17 protein-coding genes are annotated in these 22,731 nt (G+C 61.3%); 13 read left to right on the top strand and 4 right to left on the bottom strand.

The features are described from left to right. Positions 1 to 298: 298 nt before the first annotated feature. On the top strand, positions 299 to 2,908 hold the full coding sequence (acnB, locus tag ACHPFG_RS14065; RefSeq protein WP_131696636.1) for a bifunctional aconitate hydratase 2/2-methylisocitrate dehydratase: 2,610 nt from the start codon (positions 299 to 301) through the stop codon (positions 2,906 to 2,908). A 126-nt stretch (positions 2,909 to 3,034) separates the two neighbouring features. Here the strand turns inward: acnB and ACHPFG_RS14060 are convergent, their stop codons facing one another. After that, the gene (locus ACHPFG_RS14060; protein ID WP_431703134.1) at positions 3,035 to 4,684 is read right to left on the bottom strand and encodes a SulP family inorganic anion transporter; all 1,650 of its coding nucleotides are present in this window, start codon (positions 4,682 to 4,684) and stop codon (positions 3,035 to 3,037) included. A 144-nt stretch (positions 4,685 to 4,828) separates the two neighbouring features. After that, positions 4,829 to 6,106, bottom strand: a complete 1,278-nt coding sequence (locus ACHPFG_RS14055; protein ID WP_431703133.1) for a serine/threonine transporter — start codon at positions 6,104 to 6,106, stop codon at positions 4,829 to 4,831. A gap of 445 nt (positions 6,107 to 6,551) precedes the next feature. Here ACHPFG_RS14055 and ACHPFG_RS14050 point away from each other — a divergent pair, with 445 nt between their 5' ends. From ACHPFG_RS14050 to ACHPFG_RS14010, 9 genes are all read left to right on the top strand, one after another. Next, positions 6,552 to 7,052 carry a DUF4822 domain-containing protein gene (locus tag ACHPFG_RS14050; protein ID WP_431703132.1) on the top strand — a complete coding sequence of 167 codons (501 nt, stop codon included), beginning with the start codon at positions 6,552 to 6,554 and terminating at the stop codon, positions 7,050 to 7,052. Positions 7,053 to 7,104: 52 nt separating this feature from the next. Then, the gene (locus ACHPFG_RS14045) at positions 7,105 to 7,524 is read left to right on the top strand and encodes a hypothetical protein (RefSeq protein WP_431703131.1); all 420 of its coding nucleotides are present in this window, start codon (positions 7,105 to 7,107) and stop codon (positions 7,522 to 7,524) included. A gap of 260 nt (positions 7,525 to 7,784) precedes the next feature. Then, entirely contained in the window at positions 7,785 to 8,309 is a 525-nt protein-coding gene (locus tag ACHPFG_RS14040) for a cysteine hydrolase family protein (RefSeq protein ID WP_431703130.1), read from the top strand. Between the two features lie 90 nt (positions 8,310 to 8,399). Continuing rightward, positions 8,400 to 8,594: a hypothetical protein gene (locus tag ACHPFG_RS14035; RefSeq protein WP_431703129.1), complete on the top strand. Its 195-nt coding sequence runs from the start codon at positions 8,400 to 8,402 to the stop codon at positions 8,592 to 8,594. A 140-nt stretch (positions 8,595 to 8,734) separates the two neighbouring features. Continuing rightward, positions 8,735 to 9,688: a 2-hydroxyacid dehydrogenase gene (locus ACHPFG_RS14030; RefSeq protein WP_431703128.1), complete on the top strand. Its 954-nt coding sequence runs from the start codon at positions 8,735 to 8,737 to the stop codon at positions 9,686 to 9,688. Positions 9,689 to 9,817: 129 nt separating this feature from the next. After that, complete coding sequence (locus ACHPFG_RS14025) at positions 9,818 to 10,885, top strand: phosphotransferase family protein (RefSeq protein ID WP_184742494.1); 1,068 nt, start codon at positions 9,818 to 9,820, stop codon at positions 10,883 to 10,885. A 10-nt stretch (positions 10,886 to 10,895) separates the two neighbouring features. Beyond that, a complete protein-coding gene (locus ACHPFG_RS14020) occupies positions 10,896 to 11,663 on the top strand; it encodes an SDR family oxidoreductase (protein ID WP_027608558.1) in 768 nt (255 codons plus the stop codon). Between the two features lie 70 nt (positions 11,664 to 11,733). Further along, positions 11,734 to 13,167, top strand: coding sequence for a PLP-dependent aminotransferase family protein (locus ACHPFG_RS14015; protein ID WP_167655835.1), 1,434 nt, complete (start codon positions 11,734 to 11,736; stop codon positions 13,165 to 13,167). 84 nt (positions 13,168 to 13,251) lie between these two features. Further along, on the top strand, positions 13,252 to 13,653 hold the full coding sequence (locus tag ACHPFG_RS14010; protein ID WP_431703127.1) for a cupin domain-containing protein: 402 nt from the start codon (positions 13,252 to 13,254) through the stop codon (positions 13,651 to 13,653). A gap of 82 nt (positions 13,654 to 13,735) precedes the next feature. On the opposite strand, the gene ACHPFG_RS14005 is transcribed toward ACHPFG_RS14010, so the two are convergent. Next, entirely contained in the window at positions 13,736 to 14,365 is a 630-nt protein-coding gene (locus tag ACHPFG_RS14005) for a DNA-3-methyladenine glycosylase I (RefSeq protein WP_431703126.1), read from the bottom strand. Positions 14,366 to 14,582: 217 nt separating this feature from the next. On the opposite strand from ACHPFG_RS14005, the gene ACHPFG_RS14000 reads away from it, so the two are divergent. The 3 genes from ACHPFG_RS14000 (at position 14,583) to ACHPFG_RS13990 (ending at position 17,462) form a co-directional block, all read left to right on the top strand. After that, the gene (locus ACHPFG_RS14000; RefSeq protein WP_431703472.1) at positions 14,583 to 15,908 is read left to right on the top strand and encodes a C4-dicarboxylate transporter DctA; all 1,326 of its coding nucleotides are present in this window, start codon (positions 14,583 to 14,585) and stop codon (positions 15,906 to 15,908) included. A 148-nt stretch (positions 15,909 to 16,056) separates the two neighbouring features. Next, positions 16,057 to 16,758 carry a FadR/GntR family transcriptional regulator gene (locus ACHPFG_RS13995; protein ID WP_131700587.1) on the top strand — a complete coding sequence of 234 codons (702 nt, stop codon included), beginning with the start codon at positions 16,057 to 16,059 and terminating at the stop codon, positions 16,756 to 16,758. 17 nt (positions 16,759 to 16,775) lie between these two features. Further along, the gene (locus ACHPFG_RS13990) at positions 16,776 to 17,462 is read left to right on the top strand and encodes a GntR family transcriptional regulator (RefSeq protein ID WP_431703125.1); all 687 of its coding nucleotides are present in this window, start codon (positions 16,776 to 16,778) and stop codon (positions 17,460 to 17,462) included. Between the two features lie 69 nt (positions 17,463 to 17,531). Here ACHPFG_RS13990 and ACHPFG_RS13985 read toward each other — a convergent pair whose 3' ends face one another. Continuing rightward, entirely contained in the window at positions 17,532 to 22,400 is a 4,869-nt protein-coding gene (locus ACHPFG_RS13985; RefSeq protein ID WP_431703124.1) for an NAD-glutamate dehydrogenase, read from the bottom strand. Positions 22,401 to 22,731: the final 331 nt, after the last annotated feature.

The following is a 22,731-nucleotide window of genomic DNA, read 5'->3' as shown; positions in this document are numbered from 1 at the left end:
ATTTTTTGCCGTAGAATCATCCGGCCTTGTAAGGCGCCAATAATCCGCTGGAAGCTGTTTTCAAAGCGTCACGAGCACAGTCGTTCCTTCAGAACGGTGTTGGCGATGGTTATCACCCGGTAGGTAATAGCCAGCGCCAACCCTCATCAGTTCCGTTCTGCAGGCGTAAAACTTTGAAAGCAGCTTCTGTAAGGAATGCCGGCAGCGCTGGCTTTGCGGCCCAAAAAGCCCCCGAGCGCATGCGTGCCGTTCATTTCTGGATGAGCGTCCCGTGGGACCACTGATGAGGGTAATAACTGTGCTTGAAGCCTACCGCAAACATATCGAAGAGCGTGCAGCACTGGGTATCGTTCCCCAGCCGCTTAACGCCGAACAAACCGCAGGCCTGGTCGAGCTGCTGAAGAATCCTCCGGCTGGCGAAGAAGAATTCCTCGTTGACCTGATCACCAACCGCATTCCACCAGGTGTTGACGAAGCTGCCTACGTCAAGGCCGGTTTCCTGTCTGCCCTGGCCAAGGGCGAAGCCACTTCCCCCCTGATCGACAAGAAACGCGCTGTTGAACTGCTCGGCACCATGCAGGGCGGCTATAACATCGTAACTTTGGTCGAGCTGCTGGACGACGCCGAGCTGGCGCCTGTCGCGGCCGCCCAACTCAAGCACACCCTGCTGATGTTCGACGCGTTCCACGACGTCGCCGAAAAAGCCCGCAACGGCAACGAGCACGCCAAAGGCGTGATCCAGTCCTGGGCTGACGGCGAGTGGTTCCGCAACCGCCCGACCCTGGCCGACAAGATCAGCCTGCGCGTGTTCAAGGTCACCGGCGAAACCAACACCGACGACCTGTCCCCTGCCCCGGACGCCTGGTCCCGCCCTGACATCCCGCTGCACGCCCTGGCCATGCTGAAAATGGCACGTGAAGGCATCGTGCCGGACGAGCAAGGCAAGACCGGCCCGATGAAGCAGATCGAAGAAATGCGCGGCCAAGGCTTCCCGATCGCCTACGTCGGTGACGTGGTCGGTACCGGTTCTTCGCGTAAATCCGCTACCAACTCGGTACTGTGGTTCTTCGGCGACGACGTTCCTTACGTGCCGAACAAGCGCGCCGGCGGTTTCTGCTTCGGCAGCAAGATCGCTCCAATCTTCTACAACACCATGGAAGATGCCGGCGCACTGCCAATCGAATTCGACGTGACCAACATGAACATGGGCGACGTGATCGACCTGTACCCTCATGCTGGCAAAGTCTGCAAACACGGCACCGACGAAGTCCTGACCACCTTCGAAATGAAGACCCCGGTCCTGTTGGACGAAGTTCGCGCCGGTGGCCGTATCCCGCTGATCATCGGCCGTGGCCTGACCGACAAGGCTCGCGCCGAGCTGGGCCTGGGCCCTACCGACCTGTTCAAGCTGCCAGAAGCACCGGTCGACACCGGCAAGGGTTTCACCCTGGCCCAGAAAATGGTCGGCAAGGCGTGCGGCCTGCCGGAAGGCAAAGGCGTTCGTCCAGGTACGTACTGCGAACCGAAGATGACCACCGTGGGTTCCCAGGACACCACCGGTCCTATGACCCGTGACGAACTGAAAGACCTGGCGTGCCTGGGCTTCTCGACCGACCTGGTGATGCAGTCCTTCTGCCACACCGCGGCGTATCCAAAGCCGATCGACGTGACCACCCACCACACCCTGCCTGACTTCATCATGACCCGTGGCGGTGTATCGCTGCGTCCAGGCGACGGCATCATCCACAGCTGGCTGAACCGTATGCTGCTGCCGGATACCGTCGGCACCGGTGGTGACTCCCACACCCGTTTCCCGATGGGCATCTCGTTCCCGGCCGGATCCGGTCTGGTCGCGTTCGCCGCAGCCACCGGCGTCATGCCGCTGGACATGCCGGAATCGATCCTGGTGCGCTTCAAAGGCAAAATGAAACCTGGCATCACCCTGCGTGACCTGGTTCATGCCATTCCTTACTACGCGATCCAGGCTGGCCTGCTGACCGTAGAGAAGAAAGGCAAGAAAAACGCCTTCTCCGGCCGCATCCTGGAAATCGAAGGCCTGAACGACCTGACGCTGGAACAGGCTTTCGAGCTCTCCGACGCCTCGGCTGAACGTTCGGCTGCCGGTTGCACCATCAAGCTGTCGAAAGATTCCGTCACCGAGTACCTGAACTCCAACATCACCCTGCTGCGCTGGATGATCGGCGAAGGCTACGGCGATGCACGCACCCTGGAACGTCGCGCCCAAGCGATGGAAGCCTGGGTAGCCAACCCGGAACTGATGGAAGCCGATGCCGACGCGGAATACGCCGAAATCATCGAGATCGACCTGGCCGAAATCAACGAGCCGATCCTCTGCGCACCGAACGACCCGGACGACGCCCGTCTGTTGTCCAGCGTTGCCGGCGAGAAGATCGACGAAGTGTTCATCGGTTCGTGCATGACCAACATCGGTCACTTCCGTGCTGCCGGTAAGCTGCTGGAGCAGGTCAAGGGTCAGCTGCCAACCCGTCTGTGGCTGTCGCCGCCGACCAAGATGGACGCTCACCAACTGACCGAAGAAGGCTACTACGGCATCTACGGCAAGGCTGGCGCGCGCATGGAAATGCCGGGCTGCTCGCTGTGCATGGGTAACCAGGCACGTGTAGAGCCGAACTCGACCGTGGTATCGACGTCGACCCGTAACTTCCCGAACCGTCTGGGTGATGGCGCGAACGTCTATCTGGCTTCGGCTGAGCTGGCGGCCGTCGCTTCCACCCTGGGTCGCCTGCCGACCGTCGAAGAGTACATGGGCTACGCAGCGAAACTGGACACCATGGCCAGTGACGTCTACCGCTACCTGAACTTCGACCAGATCGCCGAGTTCCGCAAAATCGCAGCAAGCGCCAACATCCCGGTCATTCAAGCTTAACGGTGTGTTGATGTGAAAGACGCCGCGTATCGCAAGGTACGCGGCGTTTTTTTATGCCTGGAATACAAACACACTCAGTTGCCCCTCCGTCACTGACCCACCGCTATCGGGGGCAATCCCCACGCGTCACGCTTTGCTCACCTCAAGCGCCAGCTGCACCGCGCCATCGACGCTCAAGCCACTGAGCAGCACATGGGGCGCCAATGCTTCAGGCAACCCCTGCAACACCTCACGGGCCTCATGCCGCACGCGGGCCAGCACCAGGCGCTTGCCCTCCCCGTGTACCTGGGCAAAAAACGCCGCCAGCGCTTCGATGCTGGTGCCGTCGAGGTCCGGTGATTCCTCCAGGCTCAACACCACCGCCTCGACCGGCGACTGACGCATCAGGCGCAAGGCCGCGCCCAGAATGCGCTCGGCATTGGCAAAAAACAGCGCTTCGCTGGGCCGTACGATCAATACCCCCGGCACGGCCAGGGCATCGACATGGTGCTGACGGTCGACAAAGTCATGGCTGCCACCCAGGCGGCCCAGCACTTGAATGTCGGCTGACGACATCTGGCGCAGCATCAACATCACACTGATCGCGACCGCGAGCAGCAAACCATCCAGCACACCCAGCACCAGCACCGCCGTCACCGCACAGATCACCAGCACGCGATCGCGGCGCCACAGGAAATAACGCCCCAGCGGCTGCAAGCTCAGGCCTCGCCCCAGGGCATAGATGACGACCGCCGCCAGCACCGGCTCCGGCGTGAGCGCAACGTAGGGCAGCACCGTCAGCACGATCAGCAATATCACCAGCGCCGCGACAATCCCCGCCAGGCGCGAATAGGCGCCGGCCGCCTCATTGGCCGAGGTCGCCGAATACCCGGCACCGGCCGGCATGCCGTGGAACAGACCGGAGACCAGGTTGGCCGCGCCCAGCGCCAGCAGGTCACGGTTGGATGACACGCGGTCGCCATGCTTGAGCGCGAACGAACTGATAGAGCCGTAGGACTCCGCATACAGGATCATCACCAGCGCAAACGCCAATTCCCCGAGGCGCAGCCAGTCGGCAAACGGCAGTACCGGCAAATGCCCCAGCTCCAGGCGCAGGTCGATCATGCCGATCTGCGCCACGCCATAGGCCTGCAGGTCCAGGTACTGCCCGGCAGCGATGCCGAGCACCACGACCACCAGGCCACCGGGCAGGCGCGGGAAGCGTGCGCACAGCCACAACACCAGCAACGCCAGCGCCGCCACCAGTGCCGCAGGCCAGTTCCAGCGCGGTAGCTGCTCCAGCAACTGCGGCAGAAAACGGATCAGGTTGTTATCGGTCAGGTGCACGCCCACTACACTGGCCAATTGTTTAAGGATGATGGTCAGCGCCAGGCCGAAGGCGAAGCCACGTAACACCGGCTTGGCGATAAACGAGGTGACGCCGCCAAGCTTGAACAGGCCGGCCAACAGGAAAAACACCCCGGTCAGCAACACCAGCCCGAAGGCCAGGGACAGCCTCAGTGCCGGATCATCCCCCGCCAGGCTGGCCGTGGCGGCCGCCAACACCGCTGCCGACGACGAGGTGGCCGAGACAATCGCAAAGCGGCTGGTGCCGAACAGGCCGTAGCACACCAACCCGGCAAACAGCGCGATCACCCCGGCCTGGGGCGGCAGCGCGGCAATACTGGAATAGGCAACGGCCTCCGGCAGCAGCAAACCGGCAATGGATAAGCCGGCCAGCACGTCTTGTATACGGTTCGACGGTACGGCAACGGGTGCATCGGTTTCAGTCTTCAATCGGCCCAACCCATCCTGGCAAAAAGCGTGCGTAAGCTTAGCCCTCATTGCACGGCTGCGGTTGAGCCGCGTCAGCTTTTGCGCAGGCAAAAAAAAGCCGATTCGCGCAGTGCGCGAATCGGCTTGCTGGCGTGAGCCCCGGGGTCAGGACAGCAGCGAGTACATCAATGCAGTAATTGCCACCAGGCCCACTGCGGTAACAAACACGTTGGACGCCTGCCCACGGTACTTGGCCATGGCCGGCACCTTGCGGATCGCGTACATCGGCATCAGGAACAGGATCGACGCAATGATCGGCCCGCCCAGGGTCTCGATCATGCCGAGGATGCTCGGATTCAGGGTGGCCACGATCCAGCACACCACCAGCATGAAGGCGGCGGTCATGCGGTCGAGGGTCTTGGCGGCCGGGCGGCGACCGCTTTTGAGCACCAGGCCCTTGAGGCCTTCGCTGGCACCGATGTAGTGGCCCAGGAACGATTTGGCAATCGCCACGAACGCGATCAACGGCGCGGCAAACGCGATGGTCGGGTTGTTGAAGTGGTTGGCCAGGTACGACAGGATCGACAGGTTCTGCGCTTTCGCTTCAGCCAACTGCGCCGGCGACAGGGTCAGCACGCAGCTGAACACGAAGAACAGCACCATCACCACCATCAACAGGTGCGCGCGGGACAGGATCTGCGAACTGCGTTCATCGGCGTGTTCGCCATACTGGCGCTTCTGGTCGACCGCAAACGCCGAGATGATCGGCGAGTGGTTGAACGAGAACACCATCACCGGAATCGCCAGCCACAGGGTATTGAGCAAGGCCGAAGGCGCGGGGACCACACTCGCGGTGCTGAGGATGCCACCGTTCCAATGCGGGATCAGGTACACCGCAAGGAACAGCAAGGCGACGATAAACGGGTACACCATCATGCTCATGGCCTTGACGATCACCTGCTCACCGCAACGCACCACCGCCAGCAGGCCGAGGATCAGCACAAACGCCAGCAGCGCCCGTGGCGGCGGCATGATGTGCAACTGGTGCTCCATAAAGCTGCTGACCGTGTTGGTCAGGGCGACGCTGTAGATCAGCAGGATCGGGAAGATCGCGAAGAAGTACAGCAGCGTGATCAACGCACCGGCCTTGATGCCGAAATGCTCTTCGACCACATCGGTGATGTCGGAACCGGCACGACCGGAGAGTACGAAACGGGTCAGGCCACGGTGGGCAAAGAACGTCATCGGGAACGCCAGCACCGCCAGGATCACCAAGGGCCAGAAGCCGCCCAGGCCGGCGTTGATCGGCAGGAACAAAGTGCCGGCGCCAATGGCGGTGCCGAACAGGCCAAGCATCCAGGTGGTGTCCTGGCGGCTCCAGCTTGTGAGGGTTGCAGGTGTCGTTGCATAGCGTTCGTCGACGCTATTGGCCTGATCATTCATCCGGTCGGATCTCCGCATTTACACGGCCGGGACGAGTCAGAAAAACCTGACAGGCAGCGCCCCGACCATAGAAGGGGCCGGATTGTCCGGGATTCTCGTGAATAAGCAAAGACTTAGCTGAGGAACGGTTGACCGGTGCAGGCGCTCAGGGGCAGCCATAGCCAAGGGTGCCAGGGTGTTGCCGCCGGCTTCTTGAATGGCTGCCAAGAAGCTTCCACGAGATCGACTTGAGCGGCTGATTTTAATGTTCCTCGTACTTTTTAGAGAAACCTCCTACAGCAAAACCAGATAACTTTCATAGCCAATTAAAATTCAAACCCCCAAGCCATTATAATTGTTACACAACCATACATCGCCATTGAGCACACCAGAACCCCGAACTAACATCACGCCGCCTCAATCGAAAAAAACAACAACATGCTATTTAAATAACAAGGATTCGAACATGCGAAGACTCACTGTTGTTTTTACTGGTTTGTTAATCACGGGCCTACTTTTCTCGTCCGAAAGTTACGCCAATCAAGCGGCATCTGAACCTGACATTCACGCACTGGCCTCCTCGCCCCAATGGCTGACCACCAAGGTTTATATCGAAGGCGAGCCGGACACCGACGTCAAGGCCAACTACCCCGGCGTGGTCGGTATATCGATGTGGGACCCGCAGCGCAATCGCTATGAGTTCTTCTACACCGATACAGGCCGCTCGAAATACGCCGATGGCGGCGGCGGTTATTTCCTCGTCACCGGCGACAAGCAGACCCATATCCTGGTCCCTGACGTTGGCCCGACCAGAACCATTGTCAGAAGGCTCGAAAAACTCGACAGCAGCGAATTCACCTATTCTCGCGAAGTGCCGCGCGACATGGTCAGCACTAACCCACCCGTTCGAATTTATGTGGTGCACGCGCCCTACACCGGCCCCATGAAGACAGTCATGTCGAACTAATTAAACATTAATGTTTAGCGATAATATCGACTAACAAGCGAGGCACCTGACAATGAACATGCGCAAACTCTTAATACCTGCACTGCTGGCCGCAACCCTGTTACCCGGTGTAGCGACTGCACAAACGTCAACAAGCCCTCCGGTAAAAAACGCGGCTGCCACGGCGGACAACGCCGTCATGTTGACCGTGTTTCTTAAACACGATCAATCACGCCCGCTGGGCGAGTTGAAAGAACAACTGGCCAAGCAGGCGTTTCACAAAGTATTCCCGCCTGCCGGGGTGGAAGTGGTCAGTTGGAACATCACCATGGGCATCGGGCAAGTCGTCGTGCTGCGCCTGCCGGCATCGCGGCTGGCAGAAGTCAACCTGGCGATTGAAAACACCGCATGGGGTGTCTACACCACGGAATTCTTCCCCACCTACAATTTCATGCCCATCGCACAAGCAGAGCAGGAAAAGGCACGCCAATGAGCTGTCGGATCAGTCCATAGGGGCTGTACGAAACACCCTACTGTCCGTTGACAGCCGCGCGGGTGACGCAGCATGATCGGGGCCATGAACCTGACTCAGCCATTCCTCACCCGCACCACCACCACGACCGCTCCAGGCGGGTCGTGCGGTTGCCGTGGGTGCTTGAACTAAACACTTCACGGATTCACCCCAAGGCCCCGCCAGCAATGGACGGGGCCTTTTTATTGCTCCGTCGCCTGGCACTCACAAGGAGCAACACCATGGCTGACGCCCTATTGATCATCGATATGCAAACCGGCTTGTACGACGCCCCGGACAAACCTTTCGAACGCGAGCGTGTCCTTGCCACCATCAACCAACTGATCGGGCGGGCCCGAGAAGCGAATAGGCCGATCTTCGTCGCCCGCCATACCGGCCCGGAAGGCTCGCCGATAGCAGCAGGCAGCCCGTATTGGCAACTGTGGCACGGGCTGCACGTAGACGAGGCCCGCGACCGCCTTTTCAATAAAACCCGCCCCAGTTGCTTCCTGGGCACCGACCTGGCGCAGCAACTGCGCGCCGTAGAGGTCCATCAGTTGGTCATCGTCGGGATGAAAACCCAGTTCTGCATCGACACTACCTGCCGGGTGGCGGTAGAACTGGGCTTTTCGGTGGTATTGCCTGAAGACGGCCATACCTGCATGGACACCTCGACCCTGAACGCCAAGGCAATTATCGAGCATCACAACGCGACGCTGGCGGGGGCGTTTGCGCGGCGTGTGAAAGCAGCTGACGTCAACTTCTGACAAGGCGATTGACGACAATTCATTTAAATCAGGAACGTTAATCCCAAACCGCCCCACCCAGATAACGCATCTAACTTTGGAGATTTCACCATGACCACTTCCTCCCTGAACCTGTCCAACGCCGGTCAGTTGGTCGACAGCGTATCGTCCTACATTGCCGCTCAAATCGATCCAAAAGAAAAGCCCAAGCCACCGCAGACAGATACGTTCCCGTTCAACGGCAATGAGTATTCCGCCGCGCCCAAACCTCGCAACACCATGATCCCCACACCGCGAATTGGCTAAAGCGCCGTGACTCATCAGGGTGATGGATCCATGCGATGGGTTCATCGCCCCCTCACCGCGCCTTAAAGCCTCTCACGCCACCGTCACGGGAAATGTCGCATACTCTCTCTTCCATCCTGCCCCTTAGGAAGAGCCGCCTCATGCCCGCAACCGTTCTGGTCCTGGTTGAAACCATCAACGACTACCTGCCGATCATCGAGAGCAACGACTTTCATGTGATTCTGGCGCCAACCCCCTCCGAACGCGCCCAAGCCATCAAGACCCATGGCGGGCAAATCAAGGCCGTGCTCACCCGTGGCCCGCTGGGGCTGTACGCCGAGGAAATCGCCGCCCTGCCGCTGCTGGAGATTATCTGCGTGATCGGCGCCGGCTATGAGCATGTCGACCTGCAGGCCGCCAGCAATCGCGGGATCGTCGTCACCAATGGCGCCGGGGTGAATGCGCCGTCGGTGGCCGACCACGCCATGGCGCTGCTGCTGTCGCTGGTGCGCGGCATTCCCCAGACGGACGCGGCGGTACGCCGCAACGAATGGCCCAAGGTGATGCGCCCTTCCCTGGGCGGCAAGCAACTGGGCATCCTCGGGCTGGGCGCGGTGGGCCTGGAGATCGCCAAGCGCGCAGCCCTCGGCTTTGGCATGCAAGTGAGCTATCACAACCGCCAGCCGCGCGATGACGTGGACTACACGTACTGCGCCACCGCCGTGGAACTGGCGCGCGCCTCGGACTTCCTGATCCTGGCCACGCCCGGCGGCGCCGGCACGCGCCACTTGATCGACCGCCACGCCCTGGACGCCCTCGGCCCGAACGGTTACCTGGTGAATATCGGCCGTGGCAGCGTGGTGGTCACCGACGACCTGGTCGCCGCCCTTGAGCAACGCCGTATCGGTGGCGCCGCGCTCGACGTGTTCGACGATGAACCCAAGGTGCCGGATGCCCTCAAGCGCTTGAGCAATACCGTGCTCACGTCCCATGTGGCCGGGCTGTCACCGGAAGCCGCCCACGATACCGTACAGCGTGTGGCCGACAACCTGGTGGAGTACTTTGCCGGCCGTCCGGTGCTCACCCCGGTCGTCCTGCCCCCGCCCGTAAAATGACCAATCAGGCACGCTGATCACCCTTCAACACGCTAACCTATTAAGCCGCCCCGACCTTGTCGCTGGGCGGTGGTGCGCATTAGATTAGGAAATAGTCCGACGCCTTTAGAATAAGCAGAAGGGATAAGCATGGCGCTTAACGACCAATCGACCCAGATTCGCCCAGGCGAAGAACTTGATGCCAACCTGATCGATCCCTACCTCAAGGCCCATATCCCGGGCCTGAGCGGCACGCCCACGATCAGCCAGTTCCCCGGTGGTGCGTCCAACCTCACCTACCTGCTGGAATACCCGGGCCAGGAGTTCGTGCTGCGTCGCCCACCCTTTGGCCACAAGGCCAAGTCCGCCCACGACATGGGCCGCGAATACCGCATTCTCAATCAGCTCAAGGATGGCTTCCCGTATTGCCCCAAGGCCTACGTACACTGCACCGACGAGTCGGTGATCGGCGCCGAGTTCTATGTGATGGAACGGGTCAACGGCATCATCCTGCGTTCCGACCTGCCCGCCGAACTGGACCTGGATGCCACCCAGACCGAGGCGCTGTGCAAAAGCTTTATCGACAAGTTCGTCGAACTGCACCAGGTCGACTACCGCGCATGCGGCCTGGCCGACCTGGGCAAGCCGGAAGGTTATGTGGCACGCCAGATCGGCGGCTGGAGCGATCGCTACGAGAAAGCCCTGACCCCCGACGCGCCCAAATGGGAGGCCGTACGCGCCTGGCTCAACGACAAAATGCCCGCCGACCATCCCACCTCGAGCATCGTGCACAACGACTACCGCTTCGATAACGTGATCCTCGACCCGCACAACCCGATGCAGATCATCGGCGTGCTGGATTGGGAACTGACCACCCTCGGCGACCCGCTGATGGACCTGGGCAACACCCTCGCCTACTGGATCGAAGCCGGCGACCCGGCACCGGTACAACTGATGCGCCGCCAACCGAGCAATGCCCCCGGCATGCTCACCCGCCGCCAGTTCGTGGATTACTACGCCGAGCGCTCGGGCATCCAGATCGACAATTTCGACTTCTACTACACCTACGGCCTGTTCCGCCTGGCCGGCATCGTGCAGCAGATCTACTACCGCTTCTTCCACGGCCAGACCCAGGACAAACGCTTTGCGCAGTTCATCCAGATGAACAAGCTGCTGGAGCAGATGAGCCTGAATGTCATCGGTAAATCAGCCCTCTAAGGAATCGCTAATGTCCAAGACCCACCTGTTCGACCTCGACGGCAAGATTGCCTTTGTGTCCGGCGCCAGCCGTGGCATCGGTGAAGCCATCGCCAAGTTGCTGGCCCAGCAAGGCGCCCATGTGATCGTCTCCAGCCGCAAGCTCGAAGGCTGCCAGCATGTGGCGGATGCCATCATCGCCGACGGCGGCAAGGCCACGGCAATTGCCTGTCATATCGGCGAGATGGAGCAGATCACCCAAGTGTTCGCCGGGATTCGCGAGCAGTTCGGCCGCCTGGACATCCTGGTCAACAATGCCGCGACCAACCCGCAGTTCTGCAACGTACTGGACACCGACCTCGGCGCCTTCCAGAAGACCGTGGACGTGAACATCCGCGGCTACTTCTTCATGTCGGTGGAAGCCGGCAAGCTGATGCGTGAGAACGGCGGCGGCAGCATCATCAACGTGGCGTCGATCAACGGCATTTCGCCGGGTGTGTTCCAGGGCATCTACTCGGTGACCAAGGCCGCCGTGATCAACATGACCAAGGTGTTCGCCAAGGAATGCGCCGAGTTCGGCATTCGTTGCAACGCCCTGCTGCCGGGCCTGACCGACACCAAGTTCGCCTCGGCGCTGGTGAAGAACGACGCGATCCTGAAAATGGCCCTGGCGCAGATCCCGCTCAAGCGCGTGGCCGACCCGAGCGAGATGGCCGGTGCGGTGCTGTACCTGGCCAGCGACGCGTCGAGCTACACCACCGGTGTGTCGCTGAATGTGGATGGCGGCTTCCTGTCCTGAGTGCGCCTGGGTTTCTACAGATCGATTTACGCGTAACCTTGGCGCAGATCGATCTGTCTCAGGATGAAACATGGAACTCCACATCGTCATCAACGGGCGTAAAGACCTGGCTGCCCAGCTTTATCAGCAGTTGCGTGAAGCCATCGCCACCGGGCGTCTCTCGGCGGGTGCGCAACTGCCACCCAGCCGCCTGCTGGCCGAGCAATTAGGTGTATCGCGCAAGACCGTGTCCGACACCTACGCCACGTTGACCTACGAAGGCCTGTTGGTGGGCAAGATTGGCCGTGGCACCTTCGTCAACGCGTGGGCGCCACAGCCGAATCGTGTGCAGACCGCCACCGACGTGGCCTGCGCCGCCAACCTGGCGAAGTGGCAATCGCTGCCCTCACCCATGCGCCATCCCACCCGCGACAGCACGTTGCGCTACGAATTTATCGGCGGCGCAACCAGCCGCAACCAGTTCCCCCAGGATGAATGGCGGCGCTGCACCCAGGACGCGCTGCGGCGCATCGCCCAGAACAGTGGGTTCTACAGCCAGCCCGAAGGGTTGCCGGCACTGCGCAGTGCCATTGCCGGGCATATCGCGTTTTCCCGTGGGGTCAAATGCCGCGACAGCGACATCGTGGTCACCAACGGCGCGCAGCAGGCGTTGGATCTGATCGCCCGTGTGGTGCTGGAACCGGGCAGCATCGTCGCCATGGAAGATCCCGGCTACAGCCCCGCGCGCCAGTTGTTCATGGCGATGGGCGCGCGGGTCATCGGTGTGCCCGTCGATGAGCAAGGCATCCAGGTCGAGCAGGTCCCCGATGGCGCACGGCTGATCTACGTCACGCCCTCCCACCAGTTTCCCCTCGGCATGCCCATGAGCCTGTCACGTCGAGAGGCACTGCTGGCGCGCGCCTTCGAGCTGGGTGCGATCATCATCGAGGACGACTACGACAGCGAGTTCCGCTACGAAGGCCGCCCCACCGATTCCCTGCAAAGCATGGACAGCCGTGGCGTGGTCACTTACGTCGGTACCTTCTCCAAAACCCTGCTGCCCGAGCTGCGTCTGGGCTACGCGGTGCTGCCACCGGCGATTTACGGCGCGGTGCTCAAGGCCAAGCAATTGACCGACCAGCACAGCTCCACGTTGCCGCAATGGGCGCTGGCCAAGTTCATCAGCGAAGGCTATTTGCTCAAGCATATTCGCCGCTGCCACACCGTGTACGCCGGGCGCCGCGAGCGCATTTTGCAGCGCCTGGCGGGCGACCTGTCGCCGTGGTTCGAAGCGGTACCCACCGTGGCCGGGTTCCATATGGCGGCGTTGAGCAAAGTACCGGTGAATATCCCGTTGTTGATGGAACTGGCGCGCCAGGTGGAAGTCGGCCTGTACCCGCTGGATGTGTTCTTCCACGACACGCCGGTGCGCCCAGGCCTGATCATCGGGTTTGGGGCCATCGAGACCCTCGACATCGACCCGGCGCTGGACAAGGTGCGCGATATTCTCCAGCAGATTGGCTAAGGGGTTTTCCGGCGGATTGGTCATTGGTCGCTCGAAAATCCCGGCGTACGGTGGGCAGGTCTCGAACTTCTCGGAAACTTCGCCATGAAACGCCTGCTCGCCACCCCCCTGATGCTCGCCTCGCTCAGCGCCTTTGCCCATGAGCCCGTGTACAACCAGGAATCGATCAAAGTCCTGCAAGAACACGCGCTGACCACTGTGCCCGGCAAGAAAACCCTCATGCTCACCGCCGACTACGCCCCCGGCCAGGCCAGCGTGCCCCATAGCCATACGGGTACGGCCGTGGCCTACGTGCTCGAAGGCGCGATCACTTCGCGGGTCAATGATGAGAAAGCGAAAACCTACAAGGTCGGCGAATCGTTCTACGAGCCGGCCGGCTCGCGGCATTTCGAATCCAGCAATGCCAGCCAGACCCAGCCGGCCAGGTTGCTGGTGGTGATGGTGCTGGATGACAAGGCCGAGGTGCTGACCCCTCTTCCAAAATGATCAACCGAACCACTAATCAGAGGTGTGGGTGGGGTGCTAAATGTGGGAGGGGGCTTGCCCCCGATAGCGGTGAGTCAGCGACTCACGGGCGTTCGAACTGGCGGCGCAGCGCTTCAATCTTTGGGCGGCACGCACACCCTTCAAGGTGATCATTGACCATCCCCATCGCCTGCATCAGCGCATACATCGTGGTCGGCCCGACGAACGTCCAGCCACGTTTCTTCAAGGCCTTGGACAGTCGCACCGAGGCCGGTGAGGTGGGGTTGCCCATCCAGTAAGCCAGGTCCACCACTGCCGGACGCTCCTCGGGGCCGGGTTCGAACGCCCACAACCACTGCGCCAGCGAGCCGGTCTCTTCCACCAGCTCACACGCCCGGCGGGCGTTGTTGATCGTGGAAACGATCTTCGCCCGATTACGCACGATGTCCGGGTCCTGCATGAGCCGCTCGATATCCGCCTCGCCGTACTGCGCCACCCGGCGAAAATCAAACCCTTCGAACGCGGCGCGAAACTGCTCGCGCTTGCGCAGGATGGTGATCCAGGCCATACCGGCCTGAAAACCTTCCAGGCAAATCTTCTCGTACAGCTGAACATCATCCGCCACCGGCACGCCCCACTCGTGGTCGTGATAACGGGGGTATTCCGGCGCAGCCGTGCGCCAGGTGCAGTGGGTCTGCCCGGTTTCGTCGGTGGTCAGTCCTGGTTTATCCATCCATCACCTCATGTGCCAGGCGGCGGATGATAAGCGAAAAAATTTGTGCGCCGCCAACCGCTCAAGCATCAACCTTCGCGACCAACTGGTCAGACCGCAACCTGCCAACCGACGAATTATTACTTGTGATTTCAAAAATACCTGGCCTAGACTGGCCACGCACTGGACTTACCGGTATGACCACAACAATTAAGCCCCGGAACCACCGGGGCACCGAATAGAGATCCCTCCCATGCTCAGATGGTGCTCGCGTTCGATTTTCCTGCAAGTCGTGATTGGCCTGATGCTCGGCATCGTGTGCGGCCTGGCCCTTCCCGAATTCTCCTCGCAACTCAAGCCCCTGGGTGACGGTTTTATCAAGCTGATCAAGATGCTGATCGGCCTGATCGTGTTCTGCGTGGTGGTCAGTGGTATTTCCGGTGCCGGCGACTTGAAGAAGGTCGGGCGCATCGGTCTCAAGTCGGTGATCTACTTTGAAGTGCTCACCACCATCGCCCTGGTGATCGGCCTGATCATGGCCTTCAGCACCGGGATTGGCACCGGCGCCAATATCCATCTGGAACAGCTGTCCTCCGCCGGCCTCAATGAACTGGCCGACAAGGGCCAGCACATCAAGGGCACCAGCCAGTTCCTGATGGACCTGATCCCCAACTCGGTGATCGGCGCCTTTGCCGACAACAATGTGCTGCAAGTGCTGCTGTTTTCGGTGTTGTTCGGCAGCGCGTTGAACCTGGTAGGCGAAGCGGCTTCCGGTATCACTCGGCTGATCAATGAACTGAGCCACGTGATTTTCCGCATCATGGGCATGATCGTGCGCCTGGCGCCCATCGGCGTGTTTGGTGCGATCGCCTTCACCACCAGCACCTACGGGCTGGACTCCCTGCAACACTTGGGGAGCCTGGTGGGCCTGTTCTACCTGACCTGCTTCGCCTTCGTCGCGCTGATCCTCGGCGTAGTGATGCGCGTGTCTGGGCTGCGCATGCTGCCGCTGCTCAAGTACCTGCGTGAAGAGTTGCTGATCGTGATGGGCACCGCCTCCTCCGACGCCGTGCTGCCGCAGGTCATGCGCAAACTCGAACACCTGGGCATTGGCAGCTCCACCGTGGGCCTGGTGATTCCCACCGGGTATTCGTTCAACCTCGACGGTTTCTCGATCTACCTGACCCTGGCCATCGTGTTTATCGCCAACGCCACCGGTACACCGCTGTCGATGACCGACCTGATGACCATCCTGCTGGTGTCGTTGATCACCTCCAAGGGCGCCCATGGGATTCCCGGCTCGGCGCTGGTGATCCTGGCGGCAACGCTCACGGCGATCCCGGCGATTCCGGTGGTCGGTTTGGTGCTGGTATTGGCAGTGGATTGGTTCATGGGCATCGGTCGCGCCTTGACCAACCTGATCGGCAACTGCGTGGCCACCGTGGCCATTGCCCGCTGGGAAAAAGACATCGATATCCAACGCGCCAACAAGGTGCTCGACGGCCAGCAAGGCTATGCCTTCCAGGCCAAGAAGCCGGTAGTGCCGGCGCACCAGGAGTTCTAACGCTGTCTCATGGGCAACACTGGCTAATGTGGGAGGGGGCTTGCCCCCGATGAGGATGGTCAGTTGATCTATCTGTAACTGATCCACCGCCATCGAGGGCAAGCCCCCTCCCACATGACTGTATTAGCAACATTAAGGAAGTATCGACGTGATCAGCACCTCAACCGTCGTCAATTCAGTCGTAGAAAAACTCCGCGCCGCCCTGGCGCGGGGTCAGTGGCGCCGGGGCGAAATGTTGCCCGGCCAGCGCGAACTGGCCGAACAGATGGGCATCAGCCGCCCCAGCCTGCGTGAAGCGGTCATCGTGCTCGAAACCCTCGGCCTGGTGCGCTCCATGCCCGGCAAAGGCGTGGTTGTGCTGGAAACCAGCGTCAGCGAACCGCAATCGAGCGACGCCGTGGCCGACGCCAGTCTCGAAGACATCCTGCAACTGCGCTACACCCTCGAACCCTTTATCGTCGGCCTGGTGGCCCAGTCCATCAGCAGCAAGGAAGTCGGCCAATTGCGCCTGACCCTGATGGACATGCGCGAGGCCCTGGATGCCGGTGACGCCGAAGCCGGCATGAACGCCTACCTCGATTTTCACGAAGAACTGTTCGCGCTCACCTCCAACCCGATCTTCCAGAACGTGGTACAGCAAACCAGCAACGCCCTCAAGCAAAGCGCCCAGGTACTGCGCAACTCCCCCGAGCACCTGGCGGAACGCCTGCAGGAAAATGAAGCGGTGGTCCGCGCCATCCGCAACAAGAACAGCGCCCTGGCCAGCGCCGAGATGCGTCGGCACATCCTCCAGGAAGGCCTGCGCATGGGCATTCACTTGAACATCCCGGACGACCACCTGGGCAGTTGATTTTTTGGAGACCGGCCATGACCGCTCACGCCCTGCAACACGACCCCTTCCTGCCGACCCTGCGCCTGGTGGCCGGTAAAAAGCCTTCGGTGGATGACATCTACCCACGGTTGTTCGACGCGATCCTCGAACAACGCATCGCCCCGTCCAGCCGCTTTACCGAAGAGGGCCTGGGCGAAAGCTTTGGCGTGAGCCGCAGCGTGATCCGGCGGGTGCTGGCCAAGCTGTCCCATCAGCAAGTGGTCATCCTGCGTCCCAACCAGAGGGCCCAGGTGGCGGCGCCGGATGCCCAGCAGGCGCGGCAGATCCTGGAAGCACGGCGCATGACCGAAATCACGGTGGTGCAATTGGCCTGCGCCCAGGCAACATCCGCGCAGATACGCCAGCTGCGCGAGCTGATAGCACGGGAACGCGACTGTATTGAACGCAACCAGCGAGGGCCGGCGATTCGATTGTCAGGGGAGTTTCACCTGCAATTGGCGCAGATGGCGGGCAACGCGCCGTTGGCGCAGTTTCTCAACAGCCTGGTGCCGTTGACGTCGTTGATCATTGCCCAATTCGAAGCAAAAGCCTGCACGTATTGCGCGTGGCAGGAGCATGTGGCGATTGTGGATGCGATTGAACAACGCGACTCAAATACCGCAGTGGCCCTGATGACCCAGCACCTGGATCACCTGGAAAGCAAATTACTCAAACACCACTGACCTTCAGATAAATGAAGATCCAAATGTGGGAGGGGGCTTGCTCCCTCCCACATTGGTTTCACCCAGGCATCAAGCCGGTTGCAGCACCGACTGACCACTCAACGCCAGGTCCAGCAACTCACGGTTGGCCACCGCGTACATGGCGTAGTCCGTGCCGACCGCAGCACGAATTTCCACCATCATTGCGACCCAACGATCAGCCATGTCCTTGTGCTGCTCAAGCCACAGGGCCACGCGGGCTTCCATGTCTTGTGGCGCGTCGGCCATTTGCAGGACGGAAATGGTGATCGCCCGTTGCTGCCAGTCCACATCGTCGCGGAACGCTTCACGAGCCTGGGCCTGCCAGTTGTTGGCCACGGGCAGATCGCTGATCTGCTGCAGGTACCACGGCAGGTCCAGGGCGCTGCCGACGGCGAAGTAGGCCCTGGCCACTTCGGCGGCGTCGTGCCCGGTGACGTCGGCGGCTTCGATGATCGGCAGCAAGGTGTACAGGTGAGTAGTGCCTGCAACCATGCGCGCCAACAACTCCGGTACACCGGCTTCGGTGTAGGCCTGGTAGCGGGTCTGCCAGCCTTCGCGGGTCGGACCTTCCAGCAGTTCGTCGAGCTTGAGGCCCAACGCAGCCAGGTGCGGACCGAAGTGCGCGGTGTCACGGCCGGCGTCCTGCTCGTTGCGACGGCTGCGCAGGAACCAGCGCGTGGCGCGACGGCCCAGGCGCATCAGCTCATCCATCAACTGCAATTGCACGTCAGCGGAGACCTGGTGGTCCAGGGCTTCGATCTGACGGAACCAGTGCGGGAGGTGGAAGATGTCGCGCACGATCACATAAGCGCCGGCCACGTTCGCCGGGCTCATGCCGGTCGACTCCTTGAGTCGCTGAACGAAGGTGATGCCCATGTGGTTGACCAGGTCGTTGGCGATCTGGGTGCTGACGATCTCGCGCTTCAGGCGATGGCGGCGCATGGCCTCGCCGAACTTGGCCACCAGGCTCGGTGGGAACGCAGTCTCCATGTCACGGGTGAGGTATTCGTCATCCGGTACCAGCGACTTGAGCAGCGCTTCCTTGAGGTCGATCTTGCTGTAGGAAATCAGCACCGACAGCTCCGGACGGGTCAGGCCCTTGCCGGTCGCGGCGCGCTCGGTGAGCTGCTCCTCGGTCGGCAGGTACTCGATGGCGCGGTCCAGCTTGCCACGGCCTTCCAGGTCGCTCATCAGGCGCTTGTACTCGGCAGCACGCTCGTAGGCACGTCGTGCAGCCAGGGACAGGGCCTGGGTCTGCTTGTAGTTGTTGCCCAACACCAGGCTGCCGACTTCGTCGGTCATGCTCGCCAGCAACTGGTTGCGTTGCTTGTCGGTCATGTCACCGGCCTGCACCACTTCGTTGAGCAGGATCTTGATGTTCACTTCGTGGTCGGAGCAGTCCACACCACCGGCGTTGTCGATGAAGTCGGTGTTGGAGCCGCCGCCATTGAGGCCGAACTCCACACGACCCAGCTGGGTCATGCCGAGGTTGCCGCCCTCGCCCACTACCTTGCAGCGCAGCTCGTTGCCGTTGACGCGCAGCGCGTCGTTGGCCTTGTCGCCTACATCGGCATGGCTTTCGGTGCTGGCCTTGACGTAGGTGCCGATACCGCCGTTCCACAACAGGTCCACCGGCGCCTTGAGCAAGGCGTTCAGCAGTTCGGTCGGGGTCAGCTTGTCGGCCGAAATGTCGAAGCGTTCCTTCATCTGTGGCGAGATGGCAATGCTCTTCGCGCTGCGCGAGAAGATACCGCCGCCTTCGGACATGATGCTGGTGTCGTAGTCGGTCCAGGCCGAACGCGGCAGCTCGAACATGCGCTGGCGCTCGACGAAGCTGGTGGCCGGGTTCGGGTTCGGGTCGATGAAGATATGCAGGTGGTTGAAGGCCGCGACCAGTTGCAGCTTGTCGGACATGAGCAAGCCATTACCGAACACGTCACCGGCCATATCGCCGACGCCCACCACGGTGATGCTGTCTTCCTGCACGTTGATGCCGCGCTCACGGAAGTGACGCTGCACACCGACCCACGCGCCCTTGGCGGTGATGCCCATTTTCTTGTGGTCGTAACCGGCGGAACCACCGGAGGCGAACGCATCGCCCAGCCAGAAGCCGTAGTCGATGGCGATGCCGTTGGCGATGTCGGAGAAGGTCGCCGTGCCCTTGTCCGCTGCCACCACCAGGTACGGGTCATCGTCGTCATGGCGCACGACGTTGGCCGGCGGCACCAGAGCGCCGTCCTTGAGGTTGTCGGTGATGTCCAACAGGCCGGAAATGAAGATGCGGTAGCAGGCGATGCCCTCGGCCGCGATCTCGTCACGGCTGCCGCCCAGTGGCAGGCGACGCGGCAGGAAGCCGCCCTTGGCGCCTACCGGCACGATCACCGAGTTCTTCACTTGCTGGGCTTTGACCAGGCCGAGCACTTCGGTACGGAAGTCTTCTTCACGGTCGGACCAGCGCAAGCCGCCACGGGCAACGTTGCCAAAGCGCAGGTGCACGCCTTCGACACGCGGCGAGTAGACGAAGATTTCAAACTTCGGCACCGGCTTGGGCAGCTCGGGGATCGCGCGCGGGTCGAACTTGAAGCTGAAGTACGACTTGTTCTGGCCGTTGGCGTCGGTCTGGTAGAAGTTGGTGCGCAGGGTGGCCTTGATCAGGTCCAGGTAGCGACGCAGGATGCGGTCTTCGTTGAGCACCTGGACGTCGTCCAGGGCCGTGAGGATCGCTTGTTCCAGGCGCTGCTGCTTGTCTTCCAGGTCATCGGCGGTGAGCTTGCGCGCCAGGTAGAAGCGGGTCTTGAACAACCGGGTCAATTCGCGGGCGATGTCGGTGTGGTTGTTCAGGGTGCTGGCGATGTAGCCGAGGTCGAAGCCCAGGCGGATCTGCTTCAGGTAACGGGCGTAGGCACGCAGCAGCGCGACGTCGCGCCATGGCAGGCCGGCGGTGAGCACCAGGCGGTTGAACGCATCGTTTTCAGCGTCGCCATGCACGATGTGCACGAACGCGTCCTGCAGGGTGTCGTTGAGCTGCTGGATGTCCAGGTTCACGCCTTCGGCGGCGATGAACGCGAAATCATGGATCCAGAACTCGCGGCCGTTGGCATGGCGCAGGCGGTACGGGAATTCACCCAGCACGCGCAGGCCAAGGTTTTCCAGGATCGGCAGCACGTCGGACAGCGCCAGCGGGGTATCCGCGTGGTAAAGCTTGCAATGCAGCTCACGCTGGCCGGACACCTGGCCCAGCGGCTGATAGAAGCTCATCACCAGCGGGTTGGCTTCGGTGAGGCTGAGCAGGTGCTGCATGTCGACCACGGCCGAATGCGCAGCGAAACGCTCGCGGTAGCCGGCCGGGAAGCCTTTCGGGAAATCCGCCAGCACGTTGGTGCCGTGGGCTTCGCCGAAGCTTTCCACTACCAGGCTGGAGTAGTCGTCCTGCCAACTGCGGCAGGCCTGCACCACTTCTTTTTCCAGTTGCAGCGGGTCGATGTCCAGGCGGTTCTTCGGGTCGACCCGCAGAATCAGCTGCACGCGCGCCAGCACGGATTCGGAGAAGAAGGTCCAGAATTCGCAATCCGAGGCTTTCAGGCGATCCATCAGCACTTGCTGGATCTTCTGGCGCACTTCGGTGGAATAGATGTCACGCGGCACGTAGGCCAGGCAGTAGCAGAAACGACCGTACGGGTCTTTGCGCAGGAACACGCGGATCTTGTTGCGTTCCTGGATCTGCACGATCGACATCACGGTGCTGAACAGCTCGTCGACCGGGGTCTGGAACAGGTCGTCACGGGGCAGCACTTCAACGACCTGGGCAAGCTCCTTGCCCAGGTGCGCCTTGGCCTGGAAGCCCGAACGGCGTTCGATTTCCGCGACTTTGCGGCGGATATAAGGGATGACGCGCACGCTTTCGCCATACACCGAAGAGGTGTAGAGGCCCATGAAGCGGCATTCCTTGATCACCTTGCCGTCGGCATCGATCTGGCGGATCGACACATAGTCCGGGTAAGCCGGGCGGTGGACGCGGCTTGGGTGCGCGGCCTTGGCGAACGACAGCACGGTCGGCTCGCGCAGGTACGACACGGCGTAGTCTTCGATGCGCAGGTCGTCGGCGGTCAGGCCGGCGCGCAGCAGTTTGGTCAGACCGAGGAACGAGCTGGCGTCATATTCGATATGACCGCCTTCCGCCTCGTCACGTACCACAAACTCTTCATAGCCGAGGAAGGTGAAGTGGTTGCCCACCAGCCATTCCAGGAAGTTCTTGATCTCGGCTTTCTCTTCACCGTCGATGCCGAACGGGCTGGCGTCGATACCGTCGAGCAGCTCCTGGACCTTGGCCTTCATCGGTTCGAAATCGGCCACGGCCACGCGCACTTCGCCCAGTACCTGCTCAAGCTCTTTGCTCAGCACGTTGAGTTCGGCAGCGTTGGCACAGCGGTCGATTTCCAGGTACATCAGCGATTCTTGCTGGATGCCTTCGCCCTGGGTGCCCTTGGGCAGGATTTCCAGCAACTCGCCCTTGCTGCCACGGCGCGCGCTGAGCACGGTGGTCTGCAGGGTGTGGATGCTGTAGCCACGGCGGTTCAGCTCGGTGCGTACCGAGTCCACCAGGAATGGCAGGTCGTGGTGCAGCACTTCGACGGCGGTGTGGGTCGATTGCCAGCCATGACGTTCGTAATCGGGGTTGTAGACCCGCACTTGCGGTTGGGTGTGATCAAAGCGCTCAAGCAGGCGCCAGGCAGACAGGGTGCAACCGGCCAGGTCGGAAAGGCGACGCTGGGTCAGTTCATCCAGGGAAATGATGCCGAAGAATTGTTCAGCGAACAGCGCCACTTGTGGCAGTGCCTGTTCACTGATGTGCTGCGCCAGTGCCGCTTGCAGTTGATGCTGGAAGTCGGCCTTGCTGGCTGCGGTGAAGAACGCCATCTGTGGTACTCCGCTTGGGCTTGTTATTGATGGAAGCGTCGCGTGTTATCCCCAGGTGGGGAGACCGTCAGCTCTGTTCGCAGGTAACGAGTTAAGCACCATAAACGAATCAGGGTGACAGGTGGGTGAAGCTGGACAAGACAGTCAGGTCACATACAACGTCCATAAGATGCGCACCTTGCCGGGTGACGGTACGACGGGCAGGTCAGGCGCCTGGCACATGCACATCCGTTGCGCAGCTTAACGAGTGTGGGAAGCCAGCTGCTTGCGATGCTGCGACATATTCGGTCATCGGTACGCAGGGTTGGGGTTGCGACTTGGGCAACCCGGA

This window comes from Pseudomonas sp. BR20 (assembly GCF_050780135.1).
Classification (GTDB): domain Bacteria; phylum Pseudomonadota; class Gammaproteobacteria; order Pseudomonadales; family Pseudomonadaceae; genus Aquipseudomonas.
Note: the sequence above shows the minus strand (reverse complement) of the source record. Positions and strands in the feature narration are given on the sequence as shown.

Excerpts from the sequence above, each read along its gene's own strand:
- ACHPFG_RS13990 (WP_431703125.1), top strand. The coding sequence starts at position 16,776 with ATGACCGCTCACGCCCTGCAACACGACCCCTTCCTGCCGACCCTGCGC.
- ACHPFG_RS14045 (WP_431703131.1), top strand. The coding sequence starts at position 7,105 with ATGAACATGCGCAAACTCTTAATACCTGCACTGCTGGCCGCAACCCTG.
- ACHPFG_RS14015 (WP_167655835.1), top strand. The coding sequence starts at position 11,734 with ATGGAACTCCACATCGTCATCAACGGGCGTAAAGACCTGGCTGCCCAG.
- ACHPFG_RS14005 (WP_431703126.1), bottom strand. The coding sequence starts at position 14,365 with ATGGATAAACCAGGACTGACCACCGACGAAACCGGGCAGACCCACTGC.
- ACHPFG_RS14050 (WP_431703132.1), top strand. The coding sequence starts at position 6,552 with ATGCGAAGACTCACTGTTGTTTTTACTGGTTTGTTAATCACGGGCCTA.
- ACHPFG_RS14025 (WP_184742494.1), top strand. The coding sequence starts at position 9,818 with ATGGCGCTTAACGACCAATCGACCCAGATTCGCCCAGGCGAAGAACTT.
- ACHPFG_RS14030 (WP_431703128.1), top strand. The coding sequence starts at position 8,735 with ATGCCCGCAACCGTTCTGGTCCTGGTTGAAACCATCAACGACTACCTG.
- ACHPFG_RS13985 (WP_431703124.1), bottom strand. The coding sequence starts at position 22,400 with ATGGCGTTCTTCACCGCAGCCAGCAAGGCCGACTTCCAGCATCAACTG.
- ACHPFG_RS14055 (WP_431703133.1), bottom strand. The coding sequence starts at position 6,106 with ATGAATGATCAGGCCAATAGCGTCGACGAACGCTATGCAACGACACCT.
- ACHPFG_RS14035 (WP_431703129.1), top strand. The coding sequence starts at position 8,400 with ATGACCACTTCCTCCCTGAACCTGTCCAACGCCGGTCAGTTGGTCGAC.
- ACHPFG_RS14020 (WP_027608558.1), top strand. The coding sequence starts at position 10,896 with ATGTCCAAGACCCACCTGTTCGACCTCGACGGCAAGATTGCCTTTGTG.
- ACHPFG_RS14040 (WP_431703130.1), top strand. The coding sequence starts at position 7,785 with ATGGCTGACGCCCTATTGATCATCGATATGCAAACCGGCTTGTACGAC.
- ACHPFG_RS14010 (WP_431703127.1), top strand. The coding sequence starts at position 13,252 with ATGAAACGCCTGCTCGCCACCCCCCTGATGCTCGCCTCGCTCAGCGCC.